The sequence below is a fragment of the Sphingomonas elodea ATCC 31461 genome (assembly GCF_000226955.1).
Classification (GTDB): domain Bacteria; phylum Pseudomonadota; class Alphaproteobacteria; order Sphingomonadales; family Sphingomonadaceae; genus Sphingomonas; species Sphingomonas elodea.
Genome location: NZ_AGFU01000027.1, coordinates 1 through 17,443, shown reverse-complemented (window position 1 = coordinate 17,443; position 17,443 = coordinate 1). Strand labels below are relative to the sequence as shown.

Genomic DNA, 17,443 nt, shown 5'->3' with positions numbered 1-17,443 from the left:
AGAGGAGGGCTGGATGACCCAAACCGACATAGCGGGAACAGAAGACTTCCCATGGGGGAATACCATCGCTGCGAAAATGATGCGGGATGCGCTCGCCGACCGCCCAGACGTCTCCCAGCGCGAACTCGCGCGCCAGATGGGGTATAAATCGTCAGTCGTTATCAGCCACATGGCGAGCGGAAGGGCTCCCATTCCGCCGGACCGAGCGCGAGAGGTTGCCGAAATACTCGGAATTGCGCCCAGCGCGTTCGTGGCTGCCGTTTTCCGGCAGCGCTTCCCGGATGTGGACTTCGAGGCGGTGTTCGGCGGCCCGGCAGACCGGACCAACGATTCCTTCGCGCACGAGCTTGCTTCGGTGGCCGGCTGCACCTTGGACCTGTTGCCCGCTGAGACGAAAAGTCTCCTCCGGGAGGTCGTGGCAGACCGTATGCCCAAGCGGCGCTGGCTTAGCCTCGCGGAGCTTGCAGCTGTCGAGAGCTTGAGGAGTGCAATTCCGGGGCTACGCGAGGGTACAGTTCGAAACTTGGGGGAAAAGATTTCAAGGTTGGAATCGGCTCTCCGTGCGGAGGATGGCGGGCAAGCAGGTCCCGCAGACAGCAAATCATTACGCCCCTAACCGACGACCACCAACCAGCGACAAAAGAGCTATGACCTCCCGTCCCCGTATGTCGCGCAAGCGCGCGAAAAAACTCGACGCCACTACCTTGCTTTCGATCAGCGATGAGGATGTTCGCCGAGAGCATAAAATCCTGCAAAATCTGCAGCGTAGCCTAAAGAGTACCGCGTTTGGCGGCGGTCGCCGAGCGGTCGGGTTTTCCGATCAAACATTATACTGGCAATTCAGAGGCGATAAGTACCCTCTCACGAACCTCGATGGCTCCGCGTACCCCTCGTGGCGAAACCTCTCTCCGTGGATGAAAGCGCAGATCGCGGGCTTGGTCCTGCAGAGCAGGGACTGTGTGGCTTTCACGCTATCACTGCATGATGAACTGCTTGAGGAGGTTCGCGCGCGAGGTGATTGCGTAAAGAGCTTCATCCGTAATCGGATCGAACGTTCCTTCCGCCGTCGACACCGATTTGTGCCGTGGTTCCTCTTCGTGATCGAGAACAGGACGAGGTCCGGGAAGTCGCATACCGCGCCGCACGTCCATGGGATCATCGAGGTGCGATCGCTTGTGAAGCGGGAGGATGATCGCTTTCGCGAGCGCATCGTTCGCGGTAGGCTGGAACTCGAGCTTGGGACTCATCACACGGACCTCATTTTTGACATTGGCGAGACCCGCGAGGTGCTTCGCGCCGCCGCTGGTCTCGAGGGGCGTCCCGTGACTTACAAGGGTAAATCGCAGGCGCGGAAAGTCTGGTGCGACTGCGTTCGGTGTCCCTTCGACAACGCGGACTGGATTTCCTACGCTTTCAAGAACGCGCACCTGGGATCCACGCTGTTGCCGCCAAACCGACTGTCTATGAACCGCGAGCTGAACCAAGAGGCTCAGCGGCTTTGGCGCCTCATTACGGAGGGGGAGTCTGCGCTCGTGCAGTTTCCTCCGGATGTCGTGACACGCCACTCGCCCGTCGCATCGACGTATCGCCTCCGGAGCAAGCTCTATCATCAACCATTGGCGCACGTTGCCGCGCGAGTTTCTCCGGTATTTGCGCGATACCGAGCCCCGAGAATCTGGCACCATGGGCCACCGCTTCAGCGAAGCAGGCCAGCGTGAGTTCTCGAGCTCATACGGGCTGACCGTTGGTTGCGTGAAGTTGGCGAAAAGTTGCGTGTTTTTGGGGCAGGTGGAAGCCACCCGACTGCCAGTGCGCAATGCGCGAATGATCTCTTCACCAACCATGGTGTGACAGGAGATCAAGCACATGACGGAAGCAGAACGCGCTAAGGCAAGCTTTGGGCTGTATCAGGTCGCAGTACCGGGAACGGGGCACACCCGAACGGTTGTGGCTGCCTCGCTGAAGCGAGCATTGGAGCTTGCGATCGAGCCGCAGGACGAGGTGCATGCCGGGGAAATGGTGGCGGTGTGGAACGTCACTACCGGTTGGATCTGTCATTCCCCGCAAGCGTCGCAATCGACGTGGTCGCTGTTGAAGGAGCGCAGGGAAGGGCGAATCTTCTACGACTACCAGGAGGGTTGGCAGCGACTGGAGTTCTGACCTCCGGGGCTGATGGCTCGAATGCCCCCAAGCCTCACATTCTTTGCATTAGCCGCGTCTGGCCATCCACGAGCGATTGGCCAGGCGCTTGGCATTACTGACATAATCCAACGGGTTCAGAATCCATGAAGTTGCACATGCAACTTTCCTGCTTCGTGCGGACAACGATCATTCATGGGCTCTCCAAGTGCAACCTGAGGGGCACGGTCAAACACCTGCCGCATGTCCGGCGCCCGGGTGAGTGGCGGCCTTGCCGTCCCCTCCCGTCCAATGATACGGTTCAACGGTGCGAGCATTCGAGGGGGAAGTCGATGACAGACGGTTCCGAGGTTCCCAAGAGCAAGGGTCGGGTCTTGCGAGCGCGCCCGCGCCAAAACTTGGATAGCGCACAGCTCAACCGCGACATTGCTGCACGATATGAGAAAACATTTCGCGCGCTGGGAAGCTAAGCCGTCATCGCGACTGAGCTGAAGGAGCGTAGTGGAGGGCTAAGTGACCCCGACGAGCTCGTTGCCCAACGTCGCGCTGACATGTTGGCTCAGTCTGGGTCGGAGTGGAAGTCCTAGGGAAGCCACGGAACCTCTATCCGGATGCTCTCTATCCGCCGGTGGCACGATGCTCGGAGCCATCCTCCGGCGGAACAAGTCTGGGTTTGGATGCTGCGGTAATCTGTTTTGGTTCAATAGGCTCGCTTGGGAGCGTTATATGACGATAGACAAAAAATCTGGCGCGTCCGAGACGCAGGATAGGCGGCCCCGTCCGCGTCCAGATCTGGATCGAGCCGAATTGCGTGGGAAGATCAACAAGGACTACGACAACACGCTGAACAAGCTGCGGGACTGACGGCCTAAGCACGATCTCGCCATGCCTGGGGTAGATACCTCGCCACGACGCGCCGCCCATGGCACGCGAGGCGAAGCGATCAGCCTGTAGCGGTCACGTCCAGCCTCGGTTCGAACGCCTCGAGCGTGTCGACAATCCGTCCGATCGTCGCCCCGTCAAAAAGGTCGCTCGGGCCGTTCGGCGCGTTGTCGGTGAAGGGCGGTTCGTAGAGCGCTGCAGCCTCCATCGTCCCCGACACTGTAAGATAGTCGATGATGCGCTCGACGAAATCGAGCTGGCGCGGGGAGAGCGTCCTGCCGGCCAGCGCCTCGTTGAATGCCGCCTGCGCTGCCCGGCGATCAAGTCCGACCAGCGAGCGAATGAAATCCGGGAAATCGGGTAGCTGGCGCACCTGATCGAACTCGCTGCCTTCGGCGACACCGGCTTCCACCAACAGCTTCTGCAGCTCTTCCAAGTCGGTTGGGGTCAGCGGCCGACCCTGGCGAAGGCGCGCGAGGGTGACGTGGTCGGCATGGGCGTCGATGTAGGCGCGGGCCTTTCGCCGGAACTGGGCGAGCGACGAGGCGCCGCCGAGATCGGCCAGGGTCACCTCGCGCTTCACTCCCATCGCGTCGGCGAGGTTGGTGGTGACGATCACCTGCTTGCCCGGCTCGATCAGGTTCATCAGCCCGCGCAGCCGCCGCCGGGCAACTTCCACCATCTCCGGCGTCGCGTCGGTCCACCATTCGTCGGTCTGGATCTCGAGGATCAGTTCCATCTGCCGCGCGACGTCCGGCACCGCGGCCTTGGCCTCCAGCGCATGGACCTGATCGACGAACGCCCGGCGCAGCGGCGCGAAGCTGGCGTTCCGCAGCATCGCCAGCTGGATGCGCAGGCACAGCAGGTCGAAGCGCTTGGCATCCACGTCCGGGTCGGTCACGCTGGTCGGCAGCCCGGCGACATGCTCGACCAGCTCGTGGCGATCCTCCTCACCCAGATGCGTCCAGGCCCCGCGATCCTGGAACTTCTCCACATAGCGGCGCTTGGCCCGGACGATGAAATTGTCGAGCGGCATGCCCGCCACTTCCTGGCGAAGCTGCTCGCGCGCACCCTCGTACAGCCCCGGCTCGGCCGCCACGTTATCTTCCTCGCCACGGAAGCCGTCGACCGGCGCGCGCACGCCTTCGCGCGGCGGCTGCATCAGCCCGACGAGATCGACCCTTGCGGCGAACAGTCGCTCGCCCAGCGGCACCGCGGCGCGCGCCTCGGCCCCGTCCATCTGCGCGTTGAAATAGTCGAGATTGCCGAGATAATCGAAGACGTAGAAATATTCCTTGTCCGTCCGCTGGCCATCGGCGTCGACGAAGATCCCCTCGCGCAGCCGGGTGCCGCGCCCGATCATCTGCCAGAATTTCGATTTCGAGCGGACGATCTTGAAGAACACCAGGTTGAGCACGTCGGGAATGTCGATACCGGTATCGAGCATGTCGACCGACACCGCGATGTGCGGCACCTTGTCCGGGTTCTCGAACTCGTCGATCAGGCTATGGGCATAACTCACCTGATTGTCGATCAGTCGGCAGAAGTTGAGCATCGCCGGATAGTTGGCGTTGAAGCGCTCAACAATGAACTCGGCATGGCGGTGGTTCTTGGCGAAGATGATCGTCTTGCCCAGCCGGTCCCCGCCGGCGACCTTCAGCCCGTCCTCCATCAGCTGTTTCAGCATCTGGTCGACGGTGTTGATGTTGAACAGCCAGTCGTTGACTGCCGAGGCCTCGACCTCGTCCGGCGGCCCAGCCTCGCCCCAGTCGAGCGCGTCCCACTCGTCCTTTTCGGCGTCGGTCAGATCGTCATAGCGGATGCCGTCGCGCGGATAGCGCAGCGGCACGTCGATCGCGCGCGGCGGCACCAGGAAGCCGTCGGTCACCCCCTGCGCCAGTTCATAGGCGTCGGTGGGCACGCCGTCCTCGAGCTCGAACAGCGCCCAGGTGTTGGTGTCGATGTCCGATTTGGGCGTCGCGGTCAGGCCGAGCAGCGGCGCGTCGAACCAGTCGAAGATCGCCTTGTACTTGCGATAGACCGATCGGTGCGCCTCATCGATGATCACCAGATCGAAATAGCCGGGGCCGAAGCGCTGGGTGCCGTCCTGCCGTCCCCGCTCGATCAGGTTCATCATCGTCGGATAGGTGGAGAGATAGACGCGCCCGTCGTTGCCCGGCGTCTGCAGCAGGTTCACCGGCGAGCAATCGGGCAGATATTTGCGGAAATTGCCCGTCGCCTGCTTCACCAGCTGCTGCCGATCGGCGAGGAACAGGATGCGCTTGGCCCAGTTGGCGCGCATCAGCACGTCGGACAGCGCGATCGCCACGCGCGTCTTGCCCGAGCCCGTGGCCATCACCAGCAGCGCCTTGCGGTGGTTCTCGCCGCCGCGCGATGCTTCCTCGAAGCGGTGGCAGACGGCGCGGATCGCCTTTTCCTGATAGGTGCGCCGCCCGGCGCCGGCGATGGCGCGCCTGGTCGGCACGTCGGCGAGCGGCAGCCGGGTCTCGCGCCGCTGGACGATCAGCTCCAGCTCTTCGCGGGTGCGGAAACCGGCGACCGGGCGCGGCGGATAGCGCAGATCGTCCCACAGCCAATGGTCATAGCCGTTGGTGTAATAGATCACCGGGCGCTGGCCGAACTGCGCCTCCAGGCAATCGGCATAGAGCTTGGCCTGTTGCTGCCCCTCCAGCGGGCTGTTGCGGGCGCGCTTGGCCTCGATCACCGCCAGCGGCCTGCCGTCCGCCCCCCACAGCACATAATCGACAAAGCCATTGCCCTTGCCGTCCGCGCTGCGGGCATTGGGCATGCCATGGACGGGGAACTCGGTGTCGCGCGCATCGGCGAGCGGCCAGCCGGCTTCGCGCAGCAGCACGTCGATCTTCAGTTCGCGAGTAGCGGCCTCGCTGTAATCATAGCCGGCATCCCGGTCCTCATTGGCGCGCCGCTGGGCAGTCACTTCGACTTGCAGCCGCGCAATCTCGGCCTTCAGCGCCTCGCGCGCCGCTGCATCAGCCATTTGCTCACGGCGCGCTTCGTCCAACGCCGCGCGTGCGCGCTCCGTTTCCTCTTCCAAGCGCCGCACCTGCTCGGGACTGGTCTGCGCACCGGGGGATTCCCGCGGCAGCAGATCGGCGGAGAAGGCAAGCGTTACCGGCGGCGGATCGTCCGAATAGCGGGAGGCGAACCAGAAGCTGATGTCGAACAGCTGGCGCACCGCGGCGGGCCCCTGGCTGGCAGCGAACTTGCCGGGATGCGCTGCGGCGTTGCCGATCCGGCGAAGGATGTCGATCTTGCTGTTCACCGTCGGCCCGACAAGCCGGAAGAAGCTCGGTTCAGCAATCAAGGCAGCGAGATGGTCGCCATAGGGGCGCTTGAGATCGGCATCATGATCGAACAGCCAGCGCACCATCGCCTCGACCGCGAGCCGGCAATGCACCGCCGCGCCGCGCGGATCGGCCAGCGCCTGCCGCTCCGCCATCGCGACATGATCGGCGAGGAAGGGGAAGGGGGCGAGGAAACCGAACTGGGTGGCCGGGGCCGGCGCGGCCGCACGGGGGCGGGCGCCGGGGGCGAGCGTGAGCGTCTTGCGGCCGCCCGGTTCGGTGGTCATGGCTTAGAGTTCCCCGCGAAAGGCGCGATGCTGGAGGGAGGCGAAGAGGGAATCTATAGCGGCCATATGGTCCTGCATAAGGCGTTGCTTTGCGCGCACTGTTCGCACTCTTCTGACATATGCGGTCTGCACTTCCAAGGGTGGCAACAGCACCTCGATTTGCTTGAGCTTGCCGACATTGATTCCTTTCATGATTGCTCCGCCGCTAATCAAATCAATCTGGTGCTCTACGTCTGCGCTCCAATGTAGCTGATCCGAAAGAAAGGCTGGGGTGCATTTACTGAGATCCAGCCTAACGCGCAGCAAATCGGAGTGCATTATTCCGGGGGGGAATCCCTCGGGGTAGACGGCGCAGTTCCCGATTGTACCTTTCCGCGTCATCACGATGTCGCCCGGATGAATGTCGTAGTTGGAGAGCATGCGAGCTTTCGTCTCCGACAAAAATTCATGTGTCGGGATGGAAAACCCGCGATTGACCTGCTTGATGCCCCATAGCGGAACCCCGGTTTCAGCGAACTCTTCCCTCAAAAGTTGAGTCCCAAACGGGCCGCATCGGATGTCATCAGCTTGTGCAACGCACCGCGTCAATGGCACCTTGGCCCAGCCGTGCGGGTTGGTGACTGGGTCGCCGAACATCTCGAAGAAGATCGCCTGCCCGAGGTCGGAGAGGCGGGAGAGGGATTGGCGGCGCAGGCGGCGCAGTTCGTCCGCCTGATCCAGGATCGCCGCAATCCGCCGCTGCTCCGGCAGGGGTGGGAGGGGGATTTCGGTTTCCGCGACAATTTGAGTGTTCAAGTTCTTAACGGTGGTCCCTGTAGCTCGCTTCGTGAACTGTGCTAAAAGCGGCGCAGAGCCGAGAATGTGATAAAGGTAGTTCGGGTCGACAGCCTCGTTAAGTGGCTTAAGTACTAGCCAGCCGTCGTGAATGCAGCCCGTCGTACCCATGATGTAGGGGCGTCCGAAGCTCATCGAGTTTGACAGTAGGAAATCCCCGGGTTCAACCCATCTACTCTTCGATAGGCCTTCCGGTTTTATTCGACGTTCTGCTTTTTTGATGATCTTGTCTGATCGGGTGGCATCGGAGATGGAAATCCAATTTAGGCCGCTCGGAGAGTCAGTCAAATACTTCTCGATCGGACGAGGGGAGCCGCCTCGAGAAATTTCAAAAATCTCTCCAAGGGCAACCATTGGCCAGCTCATGCCAGCATCCCCTCAAGCGCCGTCAACCCTTGGGCAATCTCCGTCTCCAGCGCGCGCAACTCCCGCAGAATGTCCTGCGGCGCGGCGTGCTCCACCTCGGCGTGCACCACTTCCTTGTAGCGATTGATCGACAGGTCATAGCCCGCCGCCGCAATGTCCTCGCGCGACACGCAGAAGCTCTGCGCGGTGCGCGGGTTGGCGCGTTCGCCGCCGTCGCGGTCGGCCCAGCGGGCGAGCAGATCGGGCAGGTTGTTCTTTGCCTGCTCCTCCGCGGTCAGTGCGCGGGCGGGGGCGGGGCCGAGCAGGTCCTCGGGCAGCAGCGGGTTGCGCTTGTCGTCCAGGCTCCAGCCATCGGCGGTCATGTCGTAATACCATACCCGGTCGGTGCCGCCGCGCCCGGTCTTGGTGAAGATCAGGATCGCGGTGGAGACGCCGGCATAGGGGCGGAACACGCCCGAGGGGAGCGAGATCACCGCCTCCAGCCGGTGCTGCTCCACCAGCGTCTCGCGCAGGCCCTTGTGCGCCTTGGACGATCCGAACAGCACCCCGTCCGGCACGATCACCGCGGCGCGGCCGCCGGTGGAGAGCATCCGCAGGAACAAAGCGAGGAACAGCAGCTCGGTCTTCCTGGTGTTGACCGTCTTGAGCAGGTCCTTCGACGCGGTTTCGTTGTCCAGGCTGCCGGCGAAGGGCGGGTTGGCCAGGATCATGCTGTACTGGCCGGCATCGTCGCCGCCGCCTTCGGCCAGGCTGTCGCGGTAGAGGATGCGCGGCGCCTCCACGCCGTGCAGCATCATGTTCATCGCGCCGATGCGCAGCATCGTCTCGTCGAAGTCATAGCCGGTGAAGGCGCGCGTCTCGAAATGCGCGCGCGAGGCGGCATCGTAGAACAGCCCCGGATGCTCGCGGCGGACATGCTCGGCCGCCATCATCAGGAAGCCGGCGGTGCCGCAGGCGGGGTCGCACACCGTGTCCTCCGGGCCGGGGTTCATCAGTCGCACGATCAGGTCGATGATGTGGCGCGGCGTGCGGAACTGGCCGTTCTCGCCCGCGCTGGAGATCATCGAGAGGAGGTATTCGTACACGTCGCCCTTGGTGTCGCGATCCTGCATGGGGATCGCGTCCAGGCCCTGGACCAGCTTGTCGAGCAAGGCGGGCTTGGTGAAGGCGAGGCGGGCGCCCTTCATGTGGCTGGCCATCACGCCTTCCGATCCGCCCAGCGTGCGCAGGAAGGGCATGACGTGATCGGCGACGATCTCGTACATCCGCTCCGGCGGCTGGTTCCTGAAGCGCGACCAGCGCATCAGTTCATAGGGACAGCCGCCGTCGCGGAACTGGGGGGTGTCGAGCCCGTCCTTGCCTTCCGGGAAGATGCGCCGGGCGACATAGCCCTGCTTCTTCAGTGCCTGCGCCTTGTTCTCCTCCAGCGTCTGCATCTCGTCGATGCGGCGGGCGAAGAGGAGGTAGGTGATCTGTTCGACGCCGGTAAGCGGATTGGATACGCCGCCGGACCAGAGCGCGTCGCGAAGCTTGTCGATCTGGCCGCGGATTTCGCCGGTCAGCATGGAAATGGGGTCTCCCGTGATGGGTGCCGCGCGCCGGGAGGGCGGCGGCCGGATGCTGGTGTCCCTGCTCGCGCAGGATCGGATGTGGTGCAAGGGGGTGCGTGGCGGGGTCCGGGTTCGTTCCGGCTTGCCAACAATATGTCTTGAAATGGGTAATGCCTGTGCTAGCCGAACAAGCTCAGGAAAGCATTGGCTTTCCGGTTCCCCGCACGCGCGGCGCAGGGGCCTGGGCGCTGCGCGGAGGGGAGCCGGCGCAATGCCGCGCCTGGTGCAGGAATGCAGGGGGAAATGATGGAACAAGTGGAACCGAAACCCGCGGTGCGCGGGGGCTTTGCCGCGATGCTCGATCGGATGGAGAACGTCTATCTGGCAGTGCTGCGCGCGGGCGCACTGCTGATCGCGACGCTGTTGCTGGCCTATGCCGCGTGGCTGGGCGTGAGCGGGCTCTACAAGGTCTCGCGCGACGTGAAGTCGGTCAAGGAAGCGGTTGCGAGCGTGAGCGCGGAGGATGTCGCCAGTGTCGATCTGAAGGCACAGGAGGCGAAGGCCAAGCAGGCGGCGGATCCGATGCGGCAGCAGCGCAGCTTCTACCAGGGGTTCGCCAAGCGCTATCTGGCGCTGTACCGGAGCAAGTTCGAGCCCTTCCAGCAGCCGGACGACGCGAAACTGACGGATCAGGAGTTCACGTCGTTGTTCGTGGACATGGATGGGCGGCTGACCGCCATCGAGCGTGGCGACCTGGACTTCGCGCAGGACAAGGGGGATCTGGAGGCGCTGCTCAAGGCGGTGACCGGTGCTGCCGATCTGAAGGTGACCAAGGATCGGTTGCAGGCCTATCGTCGGGCAAAGAAGGTGCAGGTCGCCCGCACCGTCACCGAGATGAAGACGGAACGCTACTGCAGCTATTACGGCTATTACATCGACAGCTGCATCAGCTGGTCGACGCGTGAGGTGCCGGTAAGCCGCACGGTCACCGAGACGCGGCTGCCGGACGGCATCGTCTATCCGGCGGACCTGTTCCGCGCCTATCATCAGAAGTTCGTCGACACGCTGATCGAGCGCCGCGAGGCCAATGCTGCGCAGGCGCAGAAGGCGCGCGTGGAGATCCAGCAGGACAATGCCAACGGTTCCGAACGTCTTTGGACGGCCATACGGATCGTGGGCGCGTTCGTCGTGCTGATGTTCCTGTTCCTGCTGATCGCACTGGAGCGCCATCAGCGCCGGATTGCCCGCGCTGATGCCGGCTCGGGCCAGGGTTAAGGGGTAGGACGTGGTCGCCGTAGGGCGACCACGTTTTCCGTCGCCCCGTATCGGGCTAGCTGCGGTCAGACCGCAGCTTGAGAAGTGGCTCCCGTTCTGGACGACGGGTATCCTGCCGCCTGTTGCGTTTGCATTGTGCGCGACGCCCCATTCAAGCCTATGAAAAGGCGAGCCGCAAGGAGCAGGAGAAGGGATGACACGCAGCATTATCTACACGGTCGATGGTGCAGGGCAGTTGACCGCTATGCGCCCTTCGGAGCCTCGCAGCGAAGACTTCATGCAACGTCTGGTCGCCACCCATCCGGAACTCATCGCGGATGGTGATGGTGCGCTGTTGCTGGTCCGGCGTGAGCAACCCATTGCTGATCGCGAGGATGGTGCTGGCCGTTGGTCGCTCGATCATCTGTTCGTCACGCGCACCGGCATTCCGGTCCTCGTCGAGCTGAAGCGGGCGGTCGACACACGTCTACGTCGCGAAGTCATCGGGCAGATGCTCGATTACGCAGCCAATGGGACGGCCTATTGGCAGGGCGGCAGGATTGCGGAGAGCTTTGCTGCAACCATGGCGGCGCAGGACAAGGACGCCGATGTGGAACTGCTCGCCTTTCTTGGTGAAGGCACTGACCCGCGGCAATTCTGGGAACAAGTGGACGCAAACTTCGCTGCGGGCCGCATCAAGATGGTCTTTGTGGCGGATACGATCCCGGCGGAACTCGCCCGGATTGTCGAGTTCCTGAACGAGCAGATGCGCGCCGATGTCCGTGCCGTCGAGCTAAGTTGGTTTGAAAGCGACGATGGTGTGACCGCGCTGACGCCACGGGTGATCGGCGAAACGCAGCGCGCGCAGACGGAGAAGGCCGCGAGATCGGCGCTTCCGCGGATCAGCCAAGACGAATGGGTTGAGACACGTCTGGCGCCGCTCGGCTCGAAGGTCGTGCAGGCTTCGCATGCCTTTCGGCAGCTTGTTGCGGAGGCTGGTGGGCATGTCGAGATCACGCGTCCGCAGGCATCGATGATCGCCGTTTTCGACGTAGCGGGGGACACGCTTTATCCGATGACGCTCGCGCCGCAGGCAGGAGGTCTTGTCTCGCTCTGCCTCGCCTATCTGCTGAGCCGCCCAGCGTTCGCGGATGAGGCGGTCCGGCAGGCACTGTACGATCAGCTTGCGAAGATTGTCGGTCCGCTGCGAACGTCGAACCTGAAAGGCTACCCCTCGTTCGAAGCAACGAGGTTGAACGACCCGCTGGTCCGTGACGGTGTTCGAGACTTCCTCATTCACCTTCAAGCAGTGGCTGGGGCATGCGTCACAGGTCTCGCCGCCGAGAGAGCCAGCCAGCCGGCGCAATAATTCCCCATCCGGCTGCTGTCGAACAGGACGCTAGAGGGGCAGATGCGATGCCGCTTTTACCTGTTGTGCAAACCTCAGGCGGCAACTTCCTGCCTCACATCCCTTCCGCGATCCGAGCCTGCAGATCAGACCCTACCCGTTTGAACCCCATTAGCCGCGCGGCCGTCCTGATCAGGTCGGTATCGCTGCCGCCTGCATTATCCTGGCGTGCGAGCTCCAGGGCCGCCTGAATCTCCAGCATGGAGATGTTCGCGCATTTGGTGGTTGCGCCCGATTCGTTGGACCTGTCGCGGACCGGCGGCGATTCGGACTGCGCCCGGGTAAACCAGAACGTCCCATCAGACAGAAGATCAGCCTGCTTTCTCTGCGCCTTGGCAAGAGCGGCCTTGGTTGCGGTGACGATGCGGGATCCCGCCTTCTCCTTGCCAAAGCACGCCGCGATCCGGCGGGCGACCTCCTCCAAGTGAATCGGACCTTCCTTCTCGACGATCCGCCACGAAAGATCCGCGAGGATGGTGACGCTGACTTCATGCGGCTCTTGGTCGCTGCGGGTCGGGAAGACTGCGCGCTCATAGGCTGGCATCTGCCGTTCCACCGCGGCGGGGATCTCGAAGACGGGTGTTTGCTCCTCTACGGCAGCAGCAGGTGCGGGGCGCGTCCGATTGGCACCGTCGATGCGGATCCCTTGTTCTGCTGCGTCCTTCGCGGCGATCAGCGCCTGACGAAGCCGCTCGATTTCCGCTGCTCGATTGTAGAACCAGTCGGTGCTCCAGATGCGATGGAAGCGCCAGCCGAGATGTTCGAGCACATCCTGGCGAAGGCGATCGCGCTCGCGGGCCCAAAGCGCGCTGTGATAGGTCGCGCCGTCGCATTCAACGGCGAGGATGTACGTGCCGGGCTTGTCCGGGTGACGCACGCCAAGATCGATGCGAAAGCCCGCCGAGCCGACTTGCGGATCGGCGATGAAACCATAGTTGCGGATGATGTCGGCGACATCCTCTTCGAAGGGGCTGTCCGCGTCGAGGCCAGTCGGCGCGTGCTCTTCCAGCTGTCCGTTTTTCGCAAACTCCAGGTAGCGCTTGAGGATCCGGGGACCTTCGCCGGCGGTCCGGCTGACGTCGATGTCGCCAGGATCGAACGACGCGCATACCTCACAACGGATGCGGGCGCGCGTGAACAGCACGTTCAGCCGCCGCTCGCCGCCTTCGCCGTTGACCGGGCCGAACGACATGCTCGTCAGCCGGCCGCCAGGCGTGGTGGGGCCATAGCCGACGCTCACCAGGATCACGTCGCGCTCATCCCCCTGCACATTCTCGATGTTTTTGACGAAGACATCTTCGGCTTGACCTTCCCGGAGGAAGGCATCGAGCTTCGCATCGCTGCGCCGGGCCAGTTCAAGCAATTCGGTGATCAGGTTGCGTTGGGCGAACGAGAAAGTGACGATCCCGAGCGACAGGGTCGGGTGCTGGCGCGCATGCTCGGCGACACGCGCGACAATGGCCTCACCTTCCTTGCGATTGTCGCGCTTGCCGCCCTTGTCATAGGCGCCGTCCACCCGCGTGAAGCACAGACCGAACGATGGGTCCTGCTGCAGCGGCGAGGGCGGCAGGATCAGCTTGTCCTCGTAGAACTCGCGATTGGAGACCTGGATCAGGGACGGGTCGCGCGAGCGGTAGTGCCATTGCAGCATCCGCGAACCAAGGCCGCGCGCCTCGCATAGCGTCAATACGCTCTCCATTTCGGCGAGCTTTGCTGCCCCGCCGAGCAGTTCCTGCTCTTCGGCATCCTCATCCTCTTCCGGATCCGCGCTGAGGCGGTCGAAGAATGACGAGGGGGGAAGCTGCTTCTGGTCGCCGACGACGACGATCTGCTGTGCGCGGGCGATTGCGCCCAGGGCGTCTTCAGGCCGGACCTGGCTCGCCTCGTCGATCACGAGCAGATCGAAGGAGAGGGTGTTCGGCGGGAGGAACTGCGCCACGGAGATCGGGCTCATGAGCAGCACCGGCTTGATCCGCTGAATGGCGGTTCCTGCGCGTTCGAAGAGCTTCCGGATCGGCAGATGGCGCTTCTTCTTGGCAAGTTCGCTTCGGATAACCCCCATTTCGCCCTGCGCGCCCTGAGGCACTTGGGCCAGATGCGCGGCGAGTATGTCGGTTACGTTATCCTTCAGTCGCTCGCGCTCCAGCTGGGCGAAGCGCGTGGCGAGGGCGTGACGCTCCTCCATCCGCAGGTCGCGTAGAATTTCGTGGCGTTCCATGGCGATCTGCCAGAGACGCTCGGCGCGGGCAAATTGCAGCTCCACAACGGCGGAAGGGCCGTCCAGGCTGCCCGCCCGCATGCGTTCCGCGAGTTCTGCGACGCCCAGCGCTTCAAGACGCCGCCGATGCCGTTCCAGCTGCGCCCAGCTCTCATAGCGATCGGTGGCGTTCGCAATCGTTGCGAAGCGGCTAGCGATCGTGTTCAGATCGGTTGTCTCGACGTCGGCTGCCCCCAGCGAGGCGATGTCCAAGTCGAGGAAAGCTGCAGCTGTGATGAGCGAGGATCGCGCCGCGTCGCCCCGATCGCGCAATGGCTTCCGCAACGCTGCCAGCGTCTCCGGTTTGCTGGCGAGTTCCAGCGCCGCCGCCGTCGCGGGGCGCAGTTCGGCCTCCGCTAGCCTGCTGCACCACGCACAGGTCGCCAGAATGCGGTGAAAGTCGGTGCGCTCGCCGCGCCACGCATCGCCCAAGGCGTTGGCGCAATAGGCTTCGTCGTCTCGCCATGAAGCCCGCTTCGACGCGAGTTCGACGAGTGCGTCGACCAAGGCGACGCGTTCGGCCGCTGCTTTCGGGATGGGACCACGGAGCAGGCCGGCGAGCTCCCGGGAAGCACGACGATAGGCGCCGCCAAGTCGGGCAAAGAAGGATCGGGTGCCGGCGACAAGCGGCGCCCGGAGGTGGGATACCGGGGTCGTGAACGCGGCATCTACAAACTGTTCGCTGAGCCGGTCCTGATCCGCACGCCATGCGGCGGCGTCGCCGAGGGCTGCCTGCAGCCTGGGCAAGTCCGACGCCGCAAGAAGGGCACGCGCGATCTCCAGCGTTCCCGCTGGCATGCCCTCGAGCCGGGTCAGCAGATCATCGAGGGGGGCTGCCGTTGCTAGTATGATCGGCTGCGAGAGGTTGAGGTGGGATATGGGTGCCGAGATCCCCGCGACCAGGGTTTCCGCCTGTGCCACTGCCTCCTTCAGCAGCACGGGCAATCGTGCGAGCTCTACGGGCTGCAGGTTGAGGTTGCGTGTTCCCTCAAACGGATGGGAAACGCCGGCGCCAGTTTCGGCGAGCAGCGCCCCGTAGCGCGTCAGGATTTCGGCGATCTCTGCCTCGACTTCTCGAGACATAGCCGCGAGTGCGTCCGCGGCCAGCGTCGGCGTCGGCACGTTCTGGCCAATAAATCGAGCCTGTCGGCTGAGAACTGTGAACGGCGTCTCCCCGGTTGAATCAATGGGGGCATGCAGCGCCGTGGCGATAGCGTTCAAGCGGTCGCGCGACTGCCGAAGCGCCGTCGGCGCGCCGGCTTCGCCGGGAGGCGTACTCGCCTGTGTAATGGTACGTCCCAGTTCCGACAGTACCGCCTTCTTGTTCGCCGTGCGCGAGTGCAGTTCCAGACAGATGTCGCGCAGGCCGACCTTCACCAGCCGATCGTGCACCACGGACAGCGCAGCCATCTTTTCCGCGACGAACAGCACCCGCTTTCCATCGCGTACAGCCGAGGCAATGATATTGGTGATGGTCTGCGACTTGCCGGTGCCCGGCGGACCCTGCACGACCAGATTGTGTCCCGAACGGACCTCCTCAATGACCTTTGCCTGCGAGGCATCGGCGTCGACGACGTGAAACAGGCGCTCGGGCGGGAGAAGATCGTCCAGACGATCCTCGCCGCTGAACATCGGTCGTTCGTTGTCGAAGCCTTCGAACAGCAACCCGCGGGTCAGCGGATGGTCTGCCAGCGCCTCGTCGGACCACGCCTGCACATCCAGGTCGCGATACATCAGCTGCTTGCTGAAACTGAAAAAGCCGAGCTGGATCCCGTCGGCGTCCACCTTCCAGCGCGCGCGGGAGGCGATCGTCTCTCCGACAGCGGCGAAATAGTTGGAAGGCCTCCAGTCCTCGTCGATGTCGATCTCCGGCAGGTCGATACCGAAGTCGTCCTTCAGCCGCTGCTGCAGCGGCAGGTTGGTCATGATGTCGTCTTCGCGGACGCGGACGTCATAGGTCGATGTGCGGGCGTTGCGCACGAGTTCGACGGGAAGCAGCACCAGCGGCGCTTCACGCGGCGCGCTGGACGACTTATCCTCGAACCAGGTGAGGAAGCCCAATGCGAGGTACAGAATGTTGACGCCGCTTTCTTCCTCGGCGGTCTGCGCCTCGCGGGCGATTTTCAGCAGCTTCTTCTGAAGCGCGTCCGGCCCAAGCCGCGTTTCGAGGAAATCGTCGGTAAAGCGACCCTCGTCGGCGTCTGTGGCGCCTGAGTCTCCGAAGTGGATGTCATCCTGGCCGGAGGCGACATCCTGCCCGATGGCCAGGAAGCGCATCGCCTTGCCCCCGGACAAGATCGCATAAACGTCATTCGACCGCTCGTTAACGACGTTCAGTACGTTGCCCCGGGTGTTGCTGCGGTTGACGTGGACGAGCCGGTTGCGCGTGCCCGTCTCGACAAGTCTCCGTCTGGTATCGTCAAAAAGCCGCATGATGGTTGCACGGCCGGACTTCTCCTCTGGCGCCCTATCCTTCACTACGCTGGCCATTCAGTCCCCAATCTGATGCACAACGGGCATCACCCCGGTTTCATTTTGCCCGCAGGGTGGCGCATTGCAACTCATTTTGAGATCGGCCTGGTTGTCTTGCCGTGGGAAGATCGAGAGGAAGACGCTTCAGTGGGCCTTGTAGTCAGCTGTTGTCGTTGATTGTCGTTGGCGACCGTCGGGCCGATAGCTTGATGTGGGACGTTCCTGCCGTTCCTTAGCTATAAGTTGAACGTCAGGTATTGCCAGGACCGGGCATTCAGCTTTGCATGTTCCCTATCGGCTAGCTCAGAGAATGCCGCGATGGTTCAAGTTGTCAGCCGTGATTTATAATCGCGGCGTTTCACGTTGCGTCGAGAGAGCCTCGTCCTCATGTGCGATGATTGCTCTGCGCGGCCTGCCCGGTTCCCAGCCTGCCACCATCACTTCGCCGTCAGGACGTTCTGCAGCCAGTCGCCGACGAGCGATACCAGGCGCGGGGAACCGGCGTTCGGCCCCAGCCTTGCCACTTCCTCCTCGCCGCCCGTCACGGCACCTTCCTGGAACCAGTGGCTGAGCCCTTCCAGCACCACCACCTGCCCCCGCGGGTTGTTCGCCAGCGCCTTGCGGGCTTCAGCCGCCTCGTCGGACGCGACGACCAGCGGATCCTTGGA

Annotated in this window: 10 protein-coding genes; 4 read left to right on the top strand and 6 right to left on the bottom strand. The window is 63.3% G+C overall.

Annotation, left to right across the window (positions count from 1 at the left end; all coding sequences use genetic code 11):
* Positions 1-13: 13 nt before the first annotated feature.
* Positions 14-616 (top strand): helix-turn-helix domain-containing protein, encoded by a 603-nt coding sequence (locus KK7_RS0109635; RefSeq protein ID WP_010544436.1) that lies wholly within the window; start codon positions 14-16, stop codon positions 614-616.
* 358 nt (positions 617-974) lie between these two features.
* On the opposite strand, the gene KK7_RS22550 is transcribed toward KK7_RS0109635, so the two are convergent.
* Entirely contained in the window at positions 975-1,247 is a 273-nt protein-coding gene (locus tag KK7_RS22550) for a hypothetical protein (protein ID WP_010544435.1), read from the bottom strand.
* 619 nt (positions 1,248-1,866) lie between these two features.
* Here KK7_RS22550 and KK7_RS22545 point away from each other — a divergent pair.
* Positions 1,867-2,160: a hypothetical protein gene (locus tag KK7_RS22545; protein WP_010544434.1), complete on the top strand. Its 294-nt coding sequence runs from the start codon at positions 1,867-1,869 to the stop codon at positions 2,158-2,160.
* Between the two features lie 922 nt (positions 2,161-3,082).
* Here the strand turns inward: KK7_RS22545 and KK7_RS0109620 are convergent.
* Genes KK7_RS0109620 through KK7_RS0109610 form a run of 3 tightly spaced genes read right to left on the bottom strand, consistent with a single transcriptional unit; the run spans position 3,083 to position 9,399 of the window.
* The gene (locus KK7_RS0109620; protein ID WP_010544433.1) at positions 3,083-6,634 is read right to left on the bottom strand and encodes a DEAD/DEAH box helicase family protein; all 3,552 of its coding nucleotides are present in this window, start codon (positions 6,632-6,634) and stop codon (positions 3,083-3,085) included.
* A 3-nt stretch (positions 6,635-6,637) separates the two neighbouring features.
* Positions 6,638-7,834 (bottom strand): restriction endonuclease subunit S, encoded by a 1,197-nt coding sequence (locus KK7_RS0109615; protein WP_029623142.1) that lies wholly within the window; start codon positions 7,832-7,834, stop codon positions 6,638-6,640.
* Complete coding sequence (locus KK7_RS0109610; protein WP_010544431.1) at positions 7,831-9,399, bottom strand: class I SAM-dependent DNA methyltransferase; 1,569 nt, start codon at positions 9,397-9,399, stop codon at positions 7,831-7,833. Before KK7_RS0109610 ends, KK7_RS0109615 begins: the two co-directional genes overlap by 4 nt.
* 288 nt (positions 9,400-9,687) lie before the next feature.
* Here KK7_RS0109610 and KK7_RS20465 point away from each other — a divergent pair, with 288 nt between their 5' ends.
* Positions 9,688-10,659 (top strand): hypothetical protein, encoded by a 972-nt coding sequence (locus tag KK7_RS20465; protein WP_138983943.1) that lies wholly within the window; start codon positions 9,688-9,690, stop codon positions 10,657-10,659.
* A gap of 193 nt (positions 10,660-10,852) precedes the next feature.
* A complete protein-coding gene (locus tag KK7_RS21530) occupies positions 10,853-12,007 on the top strand; it encodes a PDDEXK family nuclease (protein WP_010544429.1) in 1,155 nt (384 codons plus the stop codon).
* A gap of 94 nt (positions 12,008-12,101) precedes the next feature.
* On the opposite strand, the gene KK7_RS0109595 is transcribed toward KK7_RS21530, so the two are convergent.
* On the bottom strand, positions 12,102-16,793 hold the full coding sequence (locus KK7_RS0109595) for a DUF3320 domain-containing protein (RefSeq protein ID WP_237709177.1): 4,692 nt from the start codon (positions 16,791-16,793) through the stop codon (positions 12,102-12,104).
* Positions 16,794-17,212: 419 nt separating this feature from the next.
* On the bottom strand, positions 17,213-17,443 hold a 231-nt coding region (locus KK7_RS22885), incomplete at its 5' end, for a hypothetical protein (protein ID WP_010544427.1).

Coding starts and splice junctions, on each gene's coding strand:
- KK7_RS0109635 (WP_010544436.1), top strand. CDS start 14: ATGACCCAAACCGACATAGCGGGAACAGAAGACTTCCCATGGGGGAAT.
- KK7_RS22550 (WP_010544435.1), bottom strand. CDS start 1,247: ATGAGTCCCAAGCTCGAGTTCCAGCCTACCGCGAACGATGCGCTCGCG.
- KK7_RS22545 (WP_010544434.1), top strand. CDS start 1,867: ATGACGGAAGCAGAACGCGCTAAGGCAAGCTTTGGGCTGTATCAGGTC.
- KK7_RS0109620 (WP_010544433.1), bottom strand. CDS start 6,634: ATGACCACCGAACCGGGCGGCCGCAAGACGCTCACGCTCGCCCCCGGC.
- KK7_RS0109615 (WP_029623142.1), bottom strand. CDS start 7,834: ATGAGCTGGCCAATGGTTGCCCTTGGAGAGATTTTTGAAATTTCTCGA.
- KK7_RS0109610 (WP_010544431.1), bottom strand. CDS start 9,399: ATGCTGACCGGCGAAATCCGCGGCCAGATCGACAAGCTTCGCGACGCG.
- KK7_RS20465 (WP_138983943.1), top strand. CDS start 9,688: ATGATGGAACAAGTGGAACCGAAACCCGCGGTGCGCGGGGGCTTTGCC.
- KK7_RS21530 (WP_010544429.1), top strand. CDS start 10,853: ATGACACGCAGCATTATCTACACGGTCGATGGTGCAGGGCAGTTGACC.
- KK7_RS0109595 (WP_237709177.1), bottom strand. CDS start 16,793: ATGGCCAGCGTAGTGAAGGATAGGGCGCCAGAGGAGAAGTCCGGCCGT.